This window comes from Paenibacillus chondroitinus NBRC 15376, from assembly GCF_004000765.1.
Lineage (GTDB): Bacteria > Bacillota > Bacilli > Paenibacillales > NBRC-103111 > Paenibacillus_E > Paenibacillus_E chondroitinus.
Genome location: NZ_BILW01000001.1, coordinates 338962 through 355810, shown reverse-complemented (window position 1 = coordinate 355810; position 16849 = coordinate 338962). Strand labels below are relative to the sequence as shown.

13 protein-coding genes are annotated in these 16849 nt (G+C 46.2%); 2 read left to right on the top strand and 11 right to left on the bottom strand.

Annotated features, from left to right (window positions below; translation table 11 throughout):
* The first annotated feature begins 110 nt into the window (after positions 1 to 110).
* A complete protein-coding gene (locus PCH02S_RS01340; RefSeq protein WP_164819382.1) occupies positions 111 to 965 on the top strand; it encodes a helix-turn-helix domain-containing protein in 855 nt (284 codons plus the stop codon).
* A 328-nt stretch (positions 966 to 1293) separates the two neighbouring features.
* Entirely contained in the window at positions 1294 to 1515 is a 222-nt protein-coding gene (locus PCH02S_RS35515) for a hypothetical protein (protein ID WP_164819381.1), read from the top strand.
* A gap of 29 nt (positions 1516 to 1544) precedes the next feature.
* Here PCH02S_RS35515 and PCH02S_RS01335 read toward each other — a convergent pair whose 3' ends face one another.
* The 11 genes from PCH02S_RS01335 to PCH02S_RS01285 form a co-directional block, all read right to left on the bottom strand.
* Positions 1545 to 2417, bottom strand: coding sequence for a sugar phosphate isomerase/epimerase family protein (locus PCH02S_RS01335; RefSeq protein ID WP_127449291.1), 873 nt, complete (start codon positions 2415 to 2417; stop codon positions 1545 to 1547).
* Positions 2418 to 2421: 4 nt separating this feature from the next.
* On the bottom strand, positions 2422 to 3696 hold the full coding sequence (locus PCH02S_RS01330; protein WP_127449289.1) for an alpha-L-fucosidase: 1275 nt from the start codon (positions 3694 to 3696) through the stop codon (positions 2422 to 2424).
* Between the two features lie 109 nt (positions 3697 to 3805).
* Positions 3806 to 5500 (bottom strand): ABC transporter substrate-binding protein, encoded by a 1695-nt coding sequence (locus PCH02S_RS01325; protein ID WP_127449287.1) that lies wholly within the window; start codon positions 5498 to 5500, stop codon positions 3806 to 3808.
* 36 nt (positions 5501 to 5536) lie between these two features.
* Complete coding sequence (locus tag PCH02S_RS01320) at positions 5537 to 6436, bottom strand: carbohydrate ABC transporter permease (protein WP_127449286.1); 900 nt, start codon at positions 6434 to 6436, stop codon at positions 5537 to 5539.
* 37 nt (positions 6437 to 6473) lie between these two features.
* Complete coding sequence (locus tag PCH02S_RS01315) at positions 6474 to 7391, bottom strand: ABC transporter permease (RefSeq protein ID WP_246068900.1); 918 nt, start codon at positions 7389 to 7391, stop codon at positions 6474 to 6476.
* 192 nt (positions 7392 to 7583) lie between these two features.
* Positions 7584 to 9806, bottom strand: coding sequence for a helix-turn-helix domain-containing protein (locus PCH02S_RS01310; RefSeq protein ID WP_127449282.1), 2223 nt, complete (start codon positions 9804 to 9806; stop codon positions 7584 to 7586).
* Between the two features lie 215 nt (positions 9807 to 10021).
* On the bottom strand, positions 10022 to 11587 hold the full coding sequence (locus PCH02S_RS01305; RefSeq protein WP_127449280.1) for a response regulator transcription factor: 1566 nt from the start codon (positions 11585 to 11587) through the stop codon (positions 10022 to 10024).
* Positions 11581 to 13332, bottom strand: a complete 1752-nt coding sequence (locus PCH02S_RS01300) for a sensor histidine kinase (RefSeq protein ID WP_164819380.1) — start codon at positions 13330 to 13332, stop codon at positions 11581 to 11583. Before PCH02S_RS01300 ends, PCH02S_RS01305 begins: the two co-directional genes overlap by 7 nt.
* Before the next feature lie 144 nt (positions 13333 to 13476).
* Positions 13477 to 14850 carry an ABC transporter substrate-binding protein gene (locus tag PCH02S_RS01295; RefSeq protein WP_127449277.1) on the bottom strand — a complete coding sequence of 458 codons (1374 nt, stop codon included), beginning with the start codon at positions 14848 to 14850 and terminating at the stop codon, positions 13477 to 13479.
* A 122-nt stretch (positions 14851 to 14972) separates the two neighbouring features.
* Entirely contained in the window at positions 14973 to 15764 is a 792-nt protein-coding gene (locus PCH02S_RS01290; RefSeq protein ID WP_127449746.1) for a carbohydrate ABC transporter permease, read from the bottom strand.
* Between the two features lie 67 nt (positions 15765 to 15831).
* The gene (locus PCH02S_RS01285; protein WP_127449744.1) at positions 15832 to 16776 is read right to left on the bottom strand and encodes a carbohydrate ABC transporter permease; all 945 of its coding nucleotides are present in this window, start codon (positions 16774 to 16776) and stop codon (positions 15832 to 15834) included.
* Between the last annotated feature and the right edge of the window lie 73 nt (positions 16777 to 16849).

Sequence of the window (16849 nt, the reverse complement as noted above, 5' to 3'; positions counted from 1 at the left end):
AAATAGCGCTTACATGACTCCTGTAACTTTTGACTAGTGGGTTGGCCGCATGGAATTTTCATCATACAGCTTCAGTTTACCTTGCTATCTGACAGAAAGGAATGACACCCATGACACGCTTCTTGGACTATATGATCAGCCCGCAGCCAATTCGCATCGTGGATCTCAAAATCGAATCGTCCAAGCTCAGCATCCCCTCTCTCACCATAAAGGGAATGGGACATTTGCCGGGGCGAACGCTGCAGCGCAGCCAGGCCGCCTTTGATAGTTGGGCATTTCTGTATATCGCCGGCGGCAGCGGCTTTTACCGCTTGAATCAGGGACCTTTACAGCAAGTCGAGAAAGGGTGCCTGTTCTTTGTCTTTCCCGGATGTGTAGTCGATTTCGGCCCGGAGGAGGGTGGACATTGGGACGAATATTATGTGCGTTTTGAAGGCAACCGCATTCAGGAATGGCTTGGCAGTTGGCTCGTGCAGACCGACATCGTAAAGCGCGTCGGGTTTGAAGAAGCTTGGATTGCACAGCTCGATGCCATGTTTCTGCTTCTTGAGAGCGGATCTCCTACGCAGATCGATCAAGCCGCTCTTCAGCTTGAGGCGCTGCTGTTCAATTGGATGGCTAGATCCAAACTCCCGCAGGGCCAAGCGGCCACTTCCAAGGCAGTGGATGTGCTGCAAGATATCGCGACGAGCTTGTATACCCCGCTTAATGCGGAGCAGTTAGCCCATCGACATCATATGGCCGTGTCCACGCTGCGCCGATTGGTCAGCCAGCATACTGGTTACCCCTTGCACGATTACATTCACCGCTTGAAAATGGAAGAGACGAAAAGGCTCCTGCTCAGCACCGACCTGCCAATTAAGGAAATCGCCGACGCCCTCGGCTATCCCGACGAAAGTTACTTCTCCCGTTTGTTTAAAAAATATGGCGGCCTCGCGCCCAATCACTACCGCAAGCGGAGTTAAATATGAAGAGGTCTGGGTCGCGTGATAAGCTGTCCGGCTGTGCGGAATACTATTTAAAGGAACCACTGGACGCTATTTTGGCGAAAATAGGAGGTTCATGAGTAGCAGGGGAACTACAGGATCTTATTTCAGCTAAAAGAGCGCCATTTCTTCTAAAAATGGCAAAATAGCGGACCCCAGTTCCCTTCACCGACTCATATGCCGTTTTTCCGTGAAATAGCGACCTGTAGTTCCCATATGAGGGGAGCAGCGCCGGATAGTTCCAGCTGAGATGTTGGTTCTCAACGGTAACGTAGGCGGAATGCGCTATATGTAGAAGTTAGCGTCGATGAACATGCATAATGGTTTGGGAGGGTCGACGTTCGGGCGGCGGGGGGGGGTTCAAGGTACCGTGGTTACTGGGTTACGGGTTACGGGTTACGGGTTACGGGTTACGGGTTACGGGTTACGGGTTACGGGTTACGGGTTACGGCGGTCCGGCGGGGTCGACGGTCCGCGGTTCCACGGCTCCAGGTTCGCAGTAAAAAAACAGCTGCCAAACCGCTTGTAGCAAGCAGTTTGGCAGCCTTTTGCTTCATCTTAATTTTCATCCCACAATCGTCTCAAATTGTTCATGCCGAGCCGGGAACCCAACTCGCAATCTTCCATGCCTTCGAATTCCACTGTTACATAGCCGTCGTAACCTGAGCTTTTGATCAGCTTGACGACCTCCCGGATCTCGATATCTCCTTGGCCAACGATCGCGCCTCTTAAATAATTCCCGTTCGACGTCCGGAACCAATTGCCTTCTCCCGGGTCCTGGAAGTAAGGTCTGAAGTAAAAATCCTTAAAATGTATTAAGGACGCATATGGCAAATTCTTGCGCACGCCGACCAATGGCGCTTCATCAACGCACATAAAATTGCCTACATCCAATGTTGTTTTGAAATTGGGGCGGTTGACTTCGAGCAGCACTCGCTGTACGCGATCGCTTGCTTGCACGGAAAAGCCGTGATTTTCAATCGTAGTCGTAATGCCATATTCGGCCGCATAGTCAGCGATGATTTGGCTGCCGCGAACAATAAGCGGTAAGCTGTCTTCAAAGTATTGGATTGTCATTTTCTCAGGTGGCAAAGTGAAAGCGGTAACATCATGGCGCATATGCCGAATGCCTAAGCGATGCACAAGATCAACATGCTGCTTGACGCGATCCATCTCCGCTTCGAATTCCGCCTCCGATTCCTGCACGAAGTTGGCAGGAATGGAGTAGTTGGATAGGTCGATGCCGACCTCTTTCGCCTTATTTCTAAGCTGATCCGCGAGTTCCAGATTATCGACCAGCGTGTAGCCGTAAGGAACAAGCTCCAAATGTTCGCCGCCATTAGCCTTCACCCAATCAACCGCATCCAGAATGGTCATTTTCCCTGATTTCAACGCTTGCAGCAAACTATACGAACTTAATCCGATTTTCATCTGCTTACCTCCCGTTTTCATTTCCATTGCCTACATGATGAAAACTTAGTCCTAGAAGATTGGCTTCTTGATCACTTTCCGTGATCTCAACCAGAATCCCACGGACTTTGATGGCGGGGACGCGAACGATAGCTTTGTGGCCGATATGTTGTCCCTCATAAATCGTGACAGGTCGTCTCGACTTTTGCGTGATGATACTAATCTTAAAACTTCTTACATGTTCGCCTTCTGTCAAATCCTCTTCCAAAACAACAAGATCAAGCATTTGTGCTTGCTCCGTCTCGTAAACCCACGTATGGTGGTCCCTTCTATCGCATTGCGCCAGCGTTGCAAATGGACTCCCTACATGTCTGCGAATTTCCGCACCGAAATCAAGCAGCCTTTCGACGTCCTTCTCAGGTAGCAAACCATTTCGATCCGGCCCGATATTGAGAAGCAAGTTTGCGCCTCTGCCAACCGAATGCAAATAAATGCCCATCAGTTCTTCCACACTTTTCAGGGTATGTTCATCGCTGTCGCTATAAAACCAATTCCCCCGCATCTGAACATCGCATTCCCCAGGCAGCCACAAACGATCACCTAACTGCTCCTTTTTCTCCGTCAAAATGGAAAACTCTGTTGCATCTACGACATTCCAACAGGGCACTGGGGCAATACCGTCCTCGTTGCCTACCCAGCGAAAATCGGGATCCCCCATATTAAAAATTAAAATCTGTGGCTGCAAACGCCGAATTTCACCAATGATGCGATACCAATCATACGTATGCCCTTCAGAGCCGCAACCGTCAAACCACAGGATGTCAATGTCACCATACGCACTAAGCAGTTCGGTGATTTGGTTGACGAAATAATCATCATAGGCTTTTGAATCCTGGGTGTAAAAATCGGCAGAGCCATCAAACGGCGAATAGTACAGCCCCGGTTTCACATCATATTTGCGGCATGCCTCAACAAATTCGCGAATGACATCCCCTTTCCCTTCCTTCCACGGAGAAGCGGCCACACTAAATTGGCTATACCGGGAAGGCCAGTTGGAAAATCCATCATGATGTTTCGCTGTTAGAACGGCGTAATTCATTCCCGCCTCTTTGGCCGTTCGAATCCACTGCTCACAATCCAAACGAGCTGGGTTGAATGCAGCCGGATCCATCCGCCTTTCATCAAAATCAACATAACCTTCATAAAACGTGCGCAGCCCAAAATGAAGAAACAAGCCAAATTCCCAGTTCTGATAAGCTAATTGTCTGGCTGTGGGGGTTAACTTCTGAACAAGATTCATATCATCCGACCTTTCTCTCTCCCTTGGTATACTCGCTCATAATCCTGTACGTTAAAACTGTACAACTGTTCTGCTATTTTCCTGATGAGGGAGCAAGCGCTCTCGGATATTACTTTTTGGCAACAGCTTTCTGATAAATTTCAATATATTTACCGAGCTGCAGGCCGTCAAAGCCTTTTACATAACTGTCCCATTCCTTCTCGATGTCTTTGCTGCCCGTAATAAACTGGGCCATGTTCGACTTGATGTAATCGCGAATGGTCGTTTTCAGCTGTGCCGCAACTTCGGCATCTTCCAATGCGATGAACACACTGGGTGGATACATCACTTTCGATTGGAAAGGTTCATATTTCGCTGATTCACGTTTCAAACGCACTTCGTACGCCCCTTCTGCAAGCGGATCTTGCAGCGCTGCCCATGAATCGCGATATTGGAACGTACGAAGCGACGGCCCGATTTGTTCCCACCCATCATTATGCGTAGGTTTGTTGTCGACCTTAGGAATAACCGCATATTTCGCCTGCTTGCCGTTCATATCCAGCTCGCCGTCCTTCGCTTTGCGCCATCCAACGTTTTCCGTGCCGCGCTCTTCCAGAACAATCGCTTCTTCGGTGTACAAATAGTCGGCCAAGCGGATCGCAGCAATTTGCTGCTCTTTGGTCGCTTTATTCGTAATCGCCATTTGCGAACTGCCAATTCCTGCAAAATAGCCGGCCTGCTGCACACCGTTAGGTCCTTTGAGCGGAGGAACGGTAACATAATCCTTGTGGCGCGGGTGCTTCTCGTCCGGCGAGTGCGCGTAACTGATCAACGCGGTCGTTATACCTCCCAGCACGTTCGCGTCTTGGCGGTTACCCAACTGCTGAATCGCATCGGAGTTTTGTGTAAAAGATGCTGGATCAATCAAGCCTTCCTTGTACAACTTGTTCAGGTACAACAACCCTTGCTTCCATTCGGGTTTATTGGCAGTTAAATCCACCTTGCCGTCCTTTAACTGCAGGAAAGTGCCGCTGTCTTTATCGATCTGATCGTCAATAATAAAGGCGTTCATCAGGAAGGACGCGATGTTGCCTGCCCACATGTCATCCGAACCCGTCAGAGGGATTTCATCTTTTTTCCCATTGCCGTTCGGATCTTTTTCCTTAAATGCTTTCAACACCTCATAGAATTCGTCTGTGGTAGTTGGCATTTTCAATCCCAGCTTATCCAGCCAGGCCTGGTTAATCCACAGCTTTTGAGCATAGTTGCAGTGATAGCACTCGTTCACTTGCGGAAGGGCATAAATGTTGCCGTCCGGCGATGTGATCGAGCTTTTCAAGTAGGGCAGGTCAGCCATTGCTTTCTTGAAGTTTGGCGCATAGGTATCAATCAAATCGTTCAGCGGAATAAATACGCCTTGTTTGCCGTACTTCATCTGCTCATCTTTCGTTAAAGCTCCTTGCAAAATCACTTCAGGATAATCGCCGCTTGCGAGCATTAACTGTTTGCGGTCATTTAACGCTTTGTCAGGCACGAGGTCCCATTTAATTTGAATATTCGTCTTGTCCTGCAGATATTTGGTAAAAGAGTTCGTCTCCATGTTTTCGATGCTGGCCAGCTGCGGAGCGAACATTTTAATCGTCATGGGCTTCTTCACGATCGGATATTGCCCAACAGGGGTAAAATCTTCGCTTGCGGTTGGCGCGCTGCCTGTAGAGGCGTCTCCCGCTGGTGTGCCGGACTCTGTGCTGCAGGCGCTCAAGACGAGAGAGAAACAAAGTGCAACCCCCACCAAACCTGTGTATGATTGATGCCATTTTTTCATCGTAACAGCTCCTCCCAATTTAACAATCTTATTCCTTCAACCTTTTAATGAACCAATCATGACGCCTTTAACAAAATGCTTCTGCACAAACGGATAAATAATGAGAACCGGTGCGCTTGCCACAACGATAAGCGAGTACTTAAGCAGATCCTTCAGCCCTTGCTGGGCCAGCATCTGATCAACCTTGGACACCATAGTCGGATCTATCGTATTAAGAATAAGAATGTTGCGCAGAACGATCTGCAGAGGGAACAAATTCGGTGATTTCAGGAAAATCAAGGCATCGAAGTAGGCGTTCCAATGGCCAACCGCATACATCAATGTCAGCACAGCCAGAATCGGCTTGGAAAGTGGAAGTACGATACTCGTAATGAATCGGATATCGCTGCATCCGTCCAGCTCCGCTGCTTCGGCAATTTCATCAGGAATCGATGTTTGAAAAAAGGTGCGAGCGATAATGACTTGAAACACCGCCATGGCGCCAGGCAAAATCATCGCCCACCGGGTATCGAGAAGATGCAGATTTTTGACTACGAGATAAAATGGGATCAGTCCTCCCTCGAACATCATCGTAATCACAAGCAGCACCATGATGACATTGCGGCCATAGAATGTTTTTCTGGCGATGGGATAAGCCAGCATGACGGTTAATGCAACGTTGACGACTGTGCCGACCACGGCATAAATAAACGAATTCAAGTAACCGGTTACGATTTGCGGATTACGGAACACCGCTTTGTAGCCCTCCAGCGTAACATCCACAGGAAGCAGCCACACTTTGCCGGAGACAACGGCCTGCGGTGAACTGAACGATGAACTGACGATGAAAATAAGCGGAAACAGGACGACAATCAACACCGCGATCAGAAAGATATAAATACTGAGCAGAAACAATCGGTCGCCTTTCGATTCGCGAATGCTTGACGTTTTGATCATAGAAGATCCTCCTTACTACGGACTAAGGGGCCGGCGGTTACCACAAGCTTGAACTGGACAACTTTTTGGCGATGTAATTGACCCCTACAAGAAGAATCAAATTAACAACCGAGTTGAAGAAACCAATCGCCGCCGAAAAGCTGAAGCTGGAACTGAGCAGCCCCACTTTGTACACATAGGTCGAAATGACTTCCGACGTGCTGACGTTGAGCGGATTTTGCATCAAATATATTTTTTCGAAGCCAAGCTTCATGATGTTGCCTAGATTGAGAATTAGCAGAATGACGGAAACCGGAATCAAACTCGGAATGTCGATGTTTATGATTTTCTGTATTCGGGAGGCGCCATCTACCTTGGCCGATTCATAAAGCTCAGGGTTCACACCTGTCAAAGCCGCAATGTAAATGATGGCGCCATACCCCGTATGCTGCCAAACGTCTGACCAAACGTAGATCGATTTGAACAAACTCGGAATTCCCATGAGATTGGTATTTTCCACACCGAGCGTATGCAGGAACTTGCTGATAATACCGACGTTTGGCGACAAGGTGACTATGAGGATCGACACCATGATGACCGTCGAAATAAAGTATGGCGCGTAGGTAATCATTTGCACGCTGCTTTTGAAGAAACCGTTACGGATTTCATTCAAAGCGAGCGCCAATAGGATCGGAGCTGGAAAGCCAACAAGCAAACCGTACATACTGATGCCCAGCGTGTTTTTCAAATATAGCCAGAAATTCGGCGATTCGAAAAACTGTTCGAAATATTTCAGGCCCACCCACGGGCTGCCCCAAATACCTTTGATGACGTTGTAATCTTTGAAAGCAATGACGACGCCAGCCATAGGAATGTACTTGAAAATGATCAAATACAGCAGCGGTAAAAAGACAACCAGATATAACTGCCAGTGACGCTTCATCTTTTTCATGGACATTCCTAATTCCTTCTGCATGCTTAACATAGGCTCCTTTCGTCTGGATGGAATGCGCTTTCACAACTTCATCGTAAAGGCGATTGCAGCCAGCTGCAAGAAACAAGAATCGTGCCCTTAACCGTTTTCGCATCTTCTGAAAAAACGCGCAGCCCCGGAGGTTCTCCGGAGCTGCTGCAGCCAAGCAAACTATTTTCTACCACTTAACGAAATTCACCCGGTCTCTTTGCGCACCGCATCCTCGCGGTATTCGCTAGGCGAACAGCCCATCACTTTCTTAAACACACGGCTGAAAGAGATTGCGCTTGTATAACCGATCTGCTCGGCCACCTCCTGCATCGGGGCTTGCGATTCCGCGAGCAGTCGCTGCGCTGCCTGGATGCGGATATCGATCAGGAAGTCGACGAACTTCTGTCCCGTCTCTTCTTTAAACAGCTTGCTCACATATTTGCTGCTAATGTTGAAGGTTGAACTGAGATAATCCAGCGACATATTCGGATTGGCATACTCTTCTTCGATAAACTTCCGCATGTCGCGAATCGTTGCTGCATGCAGACGCCTGTCCTGCGCTTCCAGCAGACCGGCGTATAGGCTGTCCAATACGTCCAGGGATTCTTCCCGCATTTGTTCAAGGGAATGGCAGTCATCCATAACTTTGCTAAGCCCCGGAAGACCATCCCGCATCCACATTTCTTGAGACTCCTTGGTCATCCCCGCCATTTCCCGGCCCAAATAATAAATTAAATAGTTCATCAGATTCGTAATTTCATCTTTGGTTAAAAGCCCAAGCTTCATTTCGCCGAAAAGCTCGTCATATTTCGTCTTCCACTCATCTTCAAGAAATCTGAACGACTGAATCATAGATCGAATGGCATTGAGATGTGAAAATACTTCGGCCTGCCCGTGATTGGCGATATGTTCGCTGGTAATCAACCTGTTTTCGCCAAGCGCAATTTTATATTTAAGCGCTCTTAGCGCTTCTTTATACGAATTTGCAACGCTCGCAAGCTGTACGACCTGCTCACCGATCCCCACCGTTACCGTAAACTTCAAGTTCTCTTGAGCCCACACGCGCACATGATCAAAAAGCTGAAGGATTGAGGAACCGCCGTCTTCCTCCTCGTTCCCCATAAATACCATAACGCTAAGCTGAGAAGCGGATGTCCACTCGGCCCAAAGCACGAGCTCATATTTCGGAGCAAGCTCCTGAATGACGCTTCGCAGCGCAAATTTGAGAAGGTTTTGATCCTTGCGTGAGTACTGACAGCAGAAATCGCTGTATTTATCCATTTCGATCACCAGCACCACTTGGCGGTTGGAAACGTAGGGAAGCTGCAAACTGCTTATTTCTTCCACCCATTCCTCATGCGTTAACCCCGTGTCGCCTTCTATGAGCTGATGAAACAAGTATCTCGCCCGGAGATGCCTGTCTTCTTCATGTTTTTGTTGATACTGATTGGATTGCTCTATGATATTGGACAAAGCGGATTCGATGAACGAGAATTCATCTCCCCCTTCCTTGGACAATGGGAGACGGTACCCGCGAATACTCGCCACAATTTGTTCCAACGGCTTCGAATTGCGTCTGGTCACATAAAGGAGCCACACAAATCCAACCACAATCATCGCGATTCCGATAATGAACCAAACGTTATAGAGGGAGGAAATCACATGAAACACCTTGCCGTTCACAAGCCCGCTTTGATAGGACCATCCGGTATAACTTGATACATAATTGGAGAAAATCCTTGTTTGTTCATTTGAGCGGGAATCACGAAACAACTCGTTGCCCACAGCGTCGCGAAGGCCGATATAACTTGTTTTGGGATCATACAAGTCGGCAATACTGGACCGCAACGAATCCGTCGCCACATTGACGACGATCATTCCCTTCTCACCTGTGATGAATGGTGCTCCCCGCACCAGACTGACTACAGGCTTGCTGCCTTTGACAGAAAACTGCTCGAAGTCTCTTACCCCTGACCATTTTTTGCTGCCTAACGGGTCCTTGGCACTCTGAATAAACGGCTCATCCTTGTAGTTGCTTAGCTGATCGCTTGTCGCATTGCTGAGCACAAAATTGTCTTCAAACCGCACCAAATAGATCGAATCAATCATGGGGTACGAGGCGATCATCTCGCGCATTTTTTTGACCGCGCTAATATTGGTGAACACATTACTTTTGGATTCATTATTGAAAAAATCGGCCAATTCTTTGTTGTTAATCGTTTCCATCATCACCATGTTGTCAATCGCCTTCAGCGATGTGTCGATTAAGCGCATCGCCTGCAAGGACAACATTTTGTTGGCATTCAGCGCCTCTTTGCGGCTTTGTTCACTCAGCACCTGAAAAAACACGAAAAACGTAAACGTGACCACGATAATAAAAATCGGCATATACGATAACAACAGCCGATTAAATAGCGTTTTCCTCATGTTCAGCCTCCATTGTTCAAACGGAATGTCGACGGTGAGCAAAGCGGAGTTCAGTTCGTTTGGATGTCTTTGCCTTTTTTGCGTCTATCTACCAGTGTACACGCTTACAACTGGAATCGTCCACTGTGGGTAACCTATTTCCCTTGTAATAACGCCCCAGAGTTCCCATATCATTTTTAAAAATCCCACTAAGTTTCGAGTCCCGCCAGCCGAGGCTATTTATAATGCTTGGGGCTGACCCCTACATACTTTTTAAATATTCTTGAAAAATACGTCCGTTCCATATAGCCTAACTTTAGCGCTATCATTTCAATGTTGTATTGTTTTTCTTTTAACAAGCCGCAGGCAATTTTCATTTTAAATTGATGGTAGTAGTCAACGAAATTCACGCCCGTTTCCTGCTTGAAATACCGCGAGAAATAGCTTGGATTCAGAAACAAATAATCGGCGATATCCACCATTGAAATATTTTCTGCCAAATGATCCGTTATATACCGGTCGATTTGCTGAAGCTTCGGCTTTTTATCTATCGCCATATGCATCGAAGTCGCATGCAGCTCTTCCAATTTGCAGCTGATTAATTCAAGGCTCTCTTTTAATCGCTTGCACCTTAATAAGCAGCTATGAAACGTTTCGTCGCTTTTATGCTTAGCATCCAATTCAATCAGCCGAATACGATGCGAGCACGCTGCAAGGAACATCCCCGACTCCATTCGTTCTTCACGAACGAAAGTTTCTAATGCGCACAGGGCTGTAGTAATCCCATTCGCAGTGCCGTCTTTGACCGCCTCCGTAATCCGATCCCATTGTTCTTCCAACGAATGATTGACATTCCACAAAGGGACTTCCAGCAGCTTGATCGTTCCAAACGTATCATCCTCATAAAACGAGGACTTCTGCCACATCTTCATCGTCTTGTAATTCGCCTTTATCCCCTCCACGCCTTTAAAAGGAGTTCCGTAATGAAGGAACACATCCATCTTCAAATACTGTTTAATCAGTTCGCGCAAAGACAATAAATAATCCTTAAATAGGGTTGTCGTATTCAAGCTCAAGTTCGGCTGATAATTATAAATGCAAATCAATTGACCGTCCGCATCGGAAAATAAAGTAACCTGCTGCTGCGACTGCAGCGACAACTCATTGGCTATGTTCCCGGCAGCATACAACAGCAAATTCATATCTTCAAATCTATACTGCTTAAAAACCGATGCTCTATGAAAGGAACCAATCGCCATAAGAAAGTGGGTATGCCCCCAGTTAATGCCTAAGCGTTTCCCATAACTAAGCATCTCCGTGGCAGAGGACGTTGTAAGAAGCTGCTGAAAGTATGTCTGCTTGAGCAAATCTTTATTTTTGATCAAATCCTGCTTATACACGATGTCCTCTACTTGATTCTTGGCCTCAGTCAGCACCTGGATCGCTTTGCGCAAGCTTTCATCAAGCTGCTCGGAGGTTAATTCATCTTTGATTAAATAATCGACAGCATCTAGCTGCACGGCTTTTCTGGCATAATGAAATTCTTCATGACAGGTCAAAAATACCACCTGAAGCTCAGGCTTCAGCGCTTTCAGCTGAGCGACCAGCTCCAAGCCATCCATTTGCGGCATCCCAATATCCGTAATTACCAAATCGAGCTGCGTTTCATGGAAAATCTGCATGGCATCTTCTCCAGAATTTGCCGTCGCAGCAAGCCGCAGCCCCAACGATTCCCAAGAAATCAACTTCGTTAAATATTTGATCATCGGCACATCATCATCTACCAACATGACATTCAACATGTAGATCCCCCTGTAGGTAATTTCTCTTTAAATCCGAGTGTAACGGTCACGCCGCCGAGTTCGCTCTGTGAGCATATCATGGATGAGGTGCTGCCATAGGTCATCTTCAGACGTTGAAAAACATTCCACAACCCTACGCGCTTATCCGCTTGCCAGGCTTCTGCATCCTGCGAGCTTTGCAGCTCGGCATTGAGCAGCTCTATTTTCTCCGCACTCACTCCTAAACCGTTGTCAGAGATAGAAATCTCCACGCGATGTTCGGTTTGCTTAGCTCGTATGACAATCCGTGGTTGATCCACGGCTTTCTTAAAACCATGCACAAAGGCATTTTCCACAATGGGTTGAAGCAGGAGTTTCGGGAAACCTAAATTTGCAAGCAGCGGAGGAAGCTCAACGTCCAACTGTACCACCAGATCACTGCGCATCTGCATGATGTCCACATAATGAAACAGCAATTTACATTCATTTCCTAGAGTAGAAGGTTCATTGAACTTCATATAAGCCCTTAATAAGCTCATCAAAGAATTAATTTTTTGACTATGGACCATCTCGTTATCCAGAGCCAAATTGCACTTAATTGAGTTTAGCGTATTCATCAGGAAATGAGGACGGATCTGCGAATAAAGCGCTTGAAGCTCTAATTCACGTTTCTGCTCTTGCTCCTGTTCATTTTCCACAATCAGCTGGTTGATTTGTTCCAGCATAATATTCAAAGTTCGGCCCAAGTCCGAAATTTCATCTTTGCCGTCTTGTTCAAATCGAATCCGGCGATTGCCATAGCCGAATTGCTTAACTCCCGCTTGAAGCTGCCGAATGGGCCGATGAAGCCGCTTCGCTACGTACATCGAGACGACAAAGAAGATCAGAAAAAAAGGGATGATCAGCAGCAGCGTAATGAAAAATGTCTTCGTAATTTGACCGGTCACTTGCGCGTCCGGCGTCTCACTGACGAGCTTCCAGCCTGAGTATTGAATCAAACTTTCATTTCGAATGCTATTTTTCGCGGTAGCGTCCATGCCATAAGAGACGATCGGATCACCTGCAATCAATTTGCCTTCGGCATCAAACAAGGCCAGTTGCGAAGTGCTTAGTTGAGTGAACGCTTTCATAAAATAGCGCTCCGGTATGGAGATAAACAAAGTACCTAACTGCTGCGTATCGCTTGGAGATTTGATGACCCTTGCAAGCAAATAAGCCTTGTTGGTTAATGCGTTTGACCCCTGCGTTGGTACAGTTCCGAGCCATTGTAGAATATTCGGTTTTGACTGATCCACTCGCGACTTGACGATTTCGTACTGCTGCCTCGTCATTTCCGGGTCCGCTCCCTGGATCTCACTGGACTGTACGATAAATCCAGCTTGATTGGAGACGTACATCAGAATATCCGGATTCATCGTTTTGACATCCACCAGGCTGAAAAAATCTTTAATTTGCAAATATGTTTCAAAATCATGGAAACTCTCAATACGCTTCATCGCCATGAAATTGCGCAGCTGTTTTTTCACATTTTCATCCTGAACAAAAAAGTTTGAGGCATAGGTCATATCATCAATTGTTTTGGATATATCCTTGGCAATGACGGTGAGCACCGTTTGATTGCTGAGAAAGATTTTCTCCTTCACATTGTTATGCGTAATCGAATAATTGAGAAACGAGGCAACGACAGTCGGCAGCAAAATAAAACAGAGAAATGAGATTTGAATGCGTCGATAAAAGGAAAATCGAAATAGTGAGTTTATTCTCATAGAAGCTCCTTCTGCCTTCTGGATGCTAAGCATTTAACTAACATTCAACTATCCCTATCATAGCATAACGGCTGTTATCCTATGAACGAAAACATAGAGGACGTAATACGCCCTCTACCCGTGTGTCCATGAGGACCCTATTGCCTATTTCGCATTTTGTTTGGCGATTTTATCCGATTCATCCATCATCCACTTTTGCGCTTCCTCGGCTGTCGTATTATCCAACATGAATTTGCTAAATCCTTTTTCCAATACAGCCTTCAACTGGTTACCGTATGAAACGGAGATCGCAGGATCGAAATTCGTTTTTATGCGCTTATCAAAAATGGTTGTTTGCAGCGACTTTACATCGATAATATCCGCCGATTTGCCATACAGCCGGTCTACGATCGCTTTGGGATCAGCCTTTTTGTACCCGGACAATTCAAGTCTTGCCTCTTGCTCCGTCGTCATATAGCGAATGAAATCGTAAGCTTCTTGCTTGTGCTTCGAATTGGAGGCAACTGAGACGTAAGATCCGCCGATGTTGGTAATGCCTTGTTCTCCGCTTTTGGATGCGCGAGGCAGTGGGGCAATAACCGATTTGAACGTATGCGGATACTTCTCTTTGTTCATGACATTATCAAGCATGAATGGCGCCGTTGCCAGCATAGCCGCTTTGCCGTTCAAATATTCCGTGATATAACTTAACTTCGCTCCAACAACATCAGCTAAAGGTTTGACGGATTTATCATCTTTCTCCATGGCACGACGCAGATTGAAGAAATAAGCAAACGACGGATCATTGAAACCAGGTTTGAGATCGCTTGTCAGATAAGGGCTCTTGAGATCGGAATACGCAATTAGATTCGTATACTCGCCCCACGTGTGGAAATAAGCGCCGTACCGTTTATCGTTGCCTTCGCCTTTCGAAAGTTTTTTGGCATAGTCCCGGAAGTCGTCCCAGGTCCAATCGAAAGATGGCAGCGATAGATTGGCTTCCTTCAAGGCATCCTCATTAATCAGCACAAAATAAGGACTTGATGTGAGCATCGTTGCGTAATATTTCCCATTCACTTTCGGATTAATGTAGTAATCCTCTTCCGGTTTTACATTCCCTTTGGCATAAAATTCATCCAGGGGAGCAAGGACGCCCGCAGCCGCTCTCGCCAACGTTTCATCAATGTTTCCGTACTCAAGGACGTCCACTTCTTCTCCGGAAGACATTAATACATCCATTTTCTTCATGCTTTCTACGGAATTCCCGGGAACTAAAGAAATATTCTGCACCTTAATGTTCGGATATTTGGCTTGAAAAGCATCAATCATCTTTTGCCGGGCAACTTGATTCGTTTCATTATCCCACGTGTAAAATTTAAGATTCACCGGCTTCGCAACCGATTGTGTTGCCGCAGGCGCTGCGCTTGTTGTTACAGCTGCTGATCCTGTATTTCCTTGATTTGAACCCGAGCTGCATGCGCTCAAAATTGACATCGTCAATAAGGCGCTGCTAAGCAATATGGCCTGCTTTTTTTTCATATGACGTCCCCCAATAGTTCATTTTTTTGTTGATATCCAGAATTTTACACGGATTATTTCCCCAAGAAGATATAATATTTTGCGCTCTTTGTGTCATATCTTTACTTTCCCATCGGCTGCAATTAACCTTTTACCCCGCCAAGCGCGATGCCTTTAATCACTTGCTTTTGCAGAATGATAAAGATTATTAATAGAGGTAAAATAGCAGCCACAGAGGCCATCATCAGGACGGCGTAATTATCGGCAAATTCATTTTTGAAAAGCTGTAAACCCAGCGGAATCGGATACAATTGCTTCGAGATAAGGAAAATCAGCGGATTCTGATAATCGTTCCACACCCAGATAAATTTAATGATGGCTACCGTTGCCAGGATCGGTTTCGATAACGGCAGGATGATTTGCACGTACATTCTAACATATCCCGCTCCATCAATTTTCGCCGCTTCCAGATATTCACTATGAATGGAAACCATGAACTGCCGCAGCAAGAAGGTAAAATAGATCGTCGAGAACATTCCCATAAGCATTAATCCCGCATGCGTGTTGTACAAGTGAAGCCACTTGAGCAGCAGATAACGAGGCACGAGCGTAGATTCGGAAGGGATGATCATCAAAGAAAGTAAAATCCCAAAAGCCATGTTACGTCCACGAAATTGCAGCTTGGTAAAAGCAAATGCCGCCATCGAAGAGAAAAGCAGCGTTGCAAAGGTGATCGTAAGCGCTAACTTCAGCGAATTATAATAAAACAAAGTGAACGGGACGCTGCTCAGCCAAACTTCCTGAAAATTGCTGATCAAGTTCCATTTGGTCGGAAACCACTGAATGGGGAATACCATCACATCCTTCTCATACTTCGCAGCCGCCGAGAGCATCCAAAGCAAAGGCAGAAGGAACAAGAACGAAAATAATCCCATCAACAGCGTAGTGCTCCATTTAGGTATATCAATCTTTTTCAATAACAAGCAAGCTCTCTCCTTTCTGCTATTCGTAAGCGGAATGCTTCTGAAGTCGATAAGTAAGCAAAGTCACGACGCCAATAATGAGGAACAACACCCATGAAATCGCTGAAGCGTACCCCATTCTGAAGTTTTGGAAGCCTTCCTCATAAATGCGATAGACAAGCACGGTGGATGAATCGTTCGGCCCCCCTCCCGTGAGGAAGGCAATCAAATCAAACACCTTAAAGGATGACATCAGTGTTGTTATCGTTAAGAACGAAGTTGTCGGAGCCAGCAAGGGAAGTGTAATCCGGAAAAATTGTTGGAAGGAAGAGGCGCCATCCATGTTAGCTGCTTCATAAAGCTCATCCGGGATATTCGTCAAACCAGCTAGAAAAATAATAATTTGATAGCCTAACGCTGCCCAAATTGCAATAATCATAATCGATGTTAACGAGTAATGCGTATCCGCTAACCATTTCGGCGGGTTGGTGATCCCCAAGCGAAGCAAAAACTGATTAATTGGGCCTAAGGAGGGATGGTACAAAGCGCTCCATATCGCGCCAAGAGCTGTTATCGAAGAAATGTACGGGATGAAAAAGGCAATTTTAAAGTAGCTTTGCCCGAACACTCTGGCATGTATAAGGACCGATAAAATCAACGCTAGAACAAGTCCGATCGGCACTGTAATTACCGTATACGTTAAGTTGTTTTTTAAAGCCATATAGAACTTGTCATCCTCGAATAGGAGCTTAAAATTATCCAATCCAATGACTTTAATACTTGAAAGTCCGCCAACCAAGTTCCACTGGCAAAAGCTTAAAAATAGGGAGAACAAGACCGGAAACACGCCAAGAATCAGTATGCATATATACACTGGCGACAGAAATAACCATCCCGCAAACGCCTCTTTTCTCGGTTGGTTCCAGAAAGCTTTTTTGGGCCTTGAGGCGGTCGAAGGTAAAGCAACCCTTTCTGAATTATTGATCAACACGCGGTTCACCTCTCTACATAGGTATCATTGTATAGATCTACTATAAAGCCTTTTCAATTTCACTTAT

What these genes read in the sequence shown, in the direction of transcription:
- PCH02S_RS01300 (WP_164819380.1), bottom strand. Translation starts at nt 13,332, where the DNA reads ATGAGAATAAACTCACTATTTCGATTTTCCTTTTATCGACGCATTCAA.
- PCH02S_RS01335 (WP_127449291.1), bottom strand. Translation starts at nt 2,417, where the DNA reads ATGAAAATCGGATTAAGTTCGTATAGTTTGCTGCAAGCGTTGAAATCA.
- PCH02S_RS35515 (WP_164819381.1), top strand. Translation starts at nt 1,294, where the DNA reads ATGAACATGCATAATGGTTTGGGAGGGTCGACGTTCGGGCGGCGGGGG.
- PCH02S_RS01325 (WP_127449287.1), bottom strand. Translation starts at nt 5,500, where the DNA reads ATGAAAAAATGGCATCAATCATACACAGGTTTGGTGGGGGTTGCACTT.
- PCH02S_RS01340 (WP_164819382.1), top strand. Translation starts at nt 111, where the DNA reads ATGACACGCTTCTTGGACTATATGATCAGCCCGCAGCCAATTCGCATC.
- PCH02S_RS01305 (WP_127449280.1), bottom strand. Translation starts at nt 11,587, where the DNA reads ATGTTGAATGTCATGTTGGTAGATGATGATGTGCCGATGATCAAATAT.
- PCH02S_RS01320 (WP_127449286.1), bottom strand. Translation starts at nt 6,436, where the DNA reads ATGATCAAAACGTCAAGCATTCGCGAATCGAAAGGCGACCGATTGTTT.
- PCH02S_RS01290 (WP_127449746.1), bottom strand. Translation starts at nt 15,764, where the DNA reads ATGGGATTATTTTCGTTCTTGTTCCTTCTGCCTTTGCTTTGGATGCTC.
- PCH02S_RS01295 (WP_127449277.1), bottom strand. Translation starts at nt 14,850, where the DNA reads ATGAAAAAAAAGCAGGCCATATTGCTTAGCAGCGCCTTATTGACGATG.
- PCH02S_RS01330 (WP_127449289.1), bottom strand. Translation starts at nt 3,696, where the DNA reads ATGAATCTTGTTCAGAAGTTAACCCCCACAGCCAGACAATTAGCTTAT.
- PCH02S_RS01315 (WP_246068900.1), bottom strand. Translation starts at nt 7,391, where the DNA reads ATGCAGAAGGAATTAGGAATGTCCATGAAAAAGATGAAGCGTCACTGG.
- PCH02S_RS01310 (WP_127449282.1), bottom strand. Translation starts at nt 9,806, where the DNA reads ATGAGGAAAACGCTATTTAATCGGCTGTTGTTATCGTATATGCCGATT.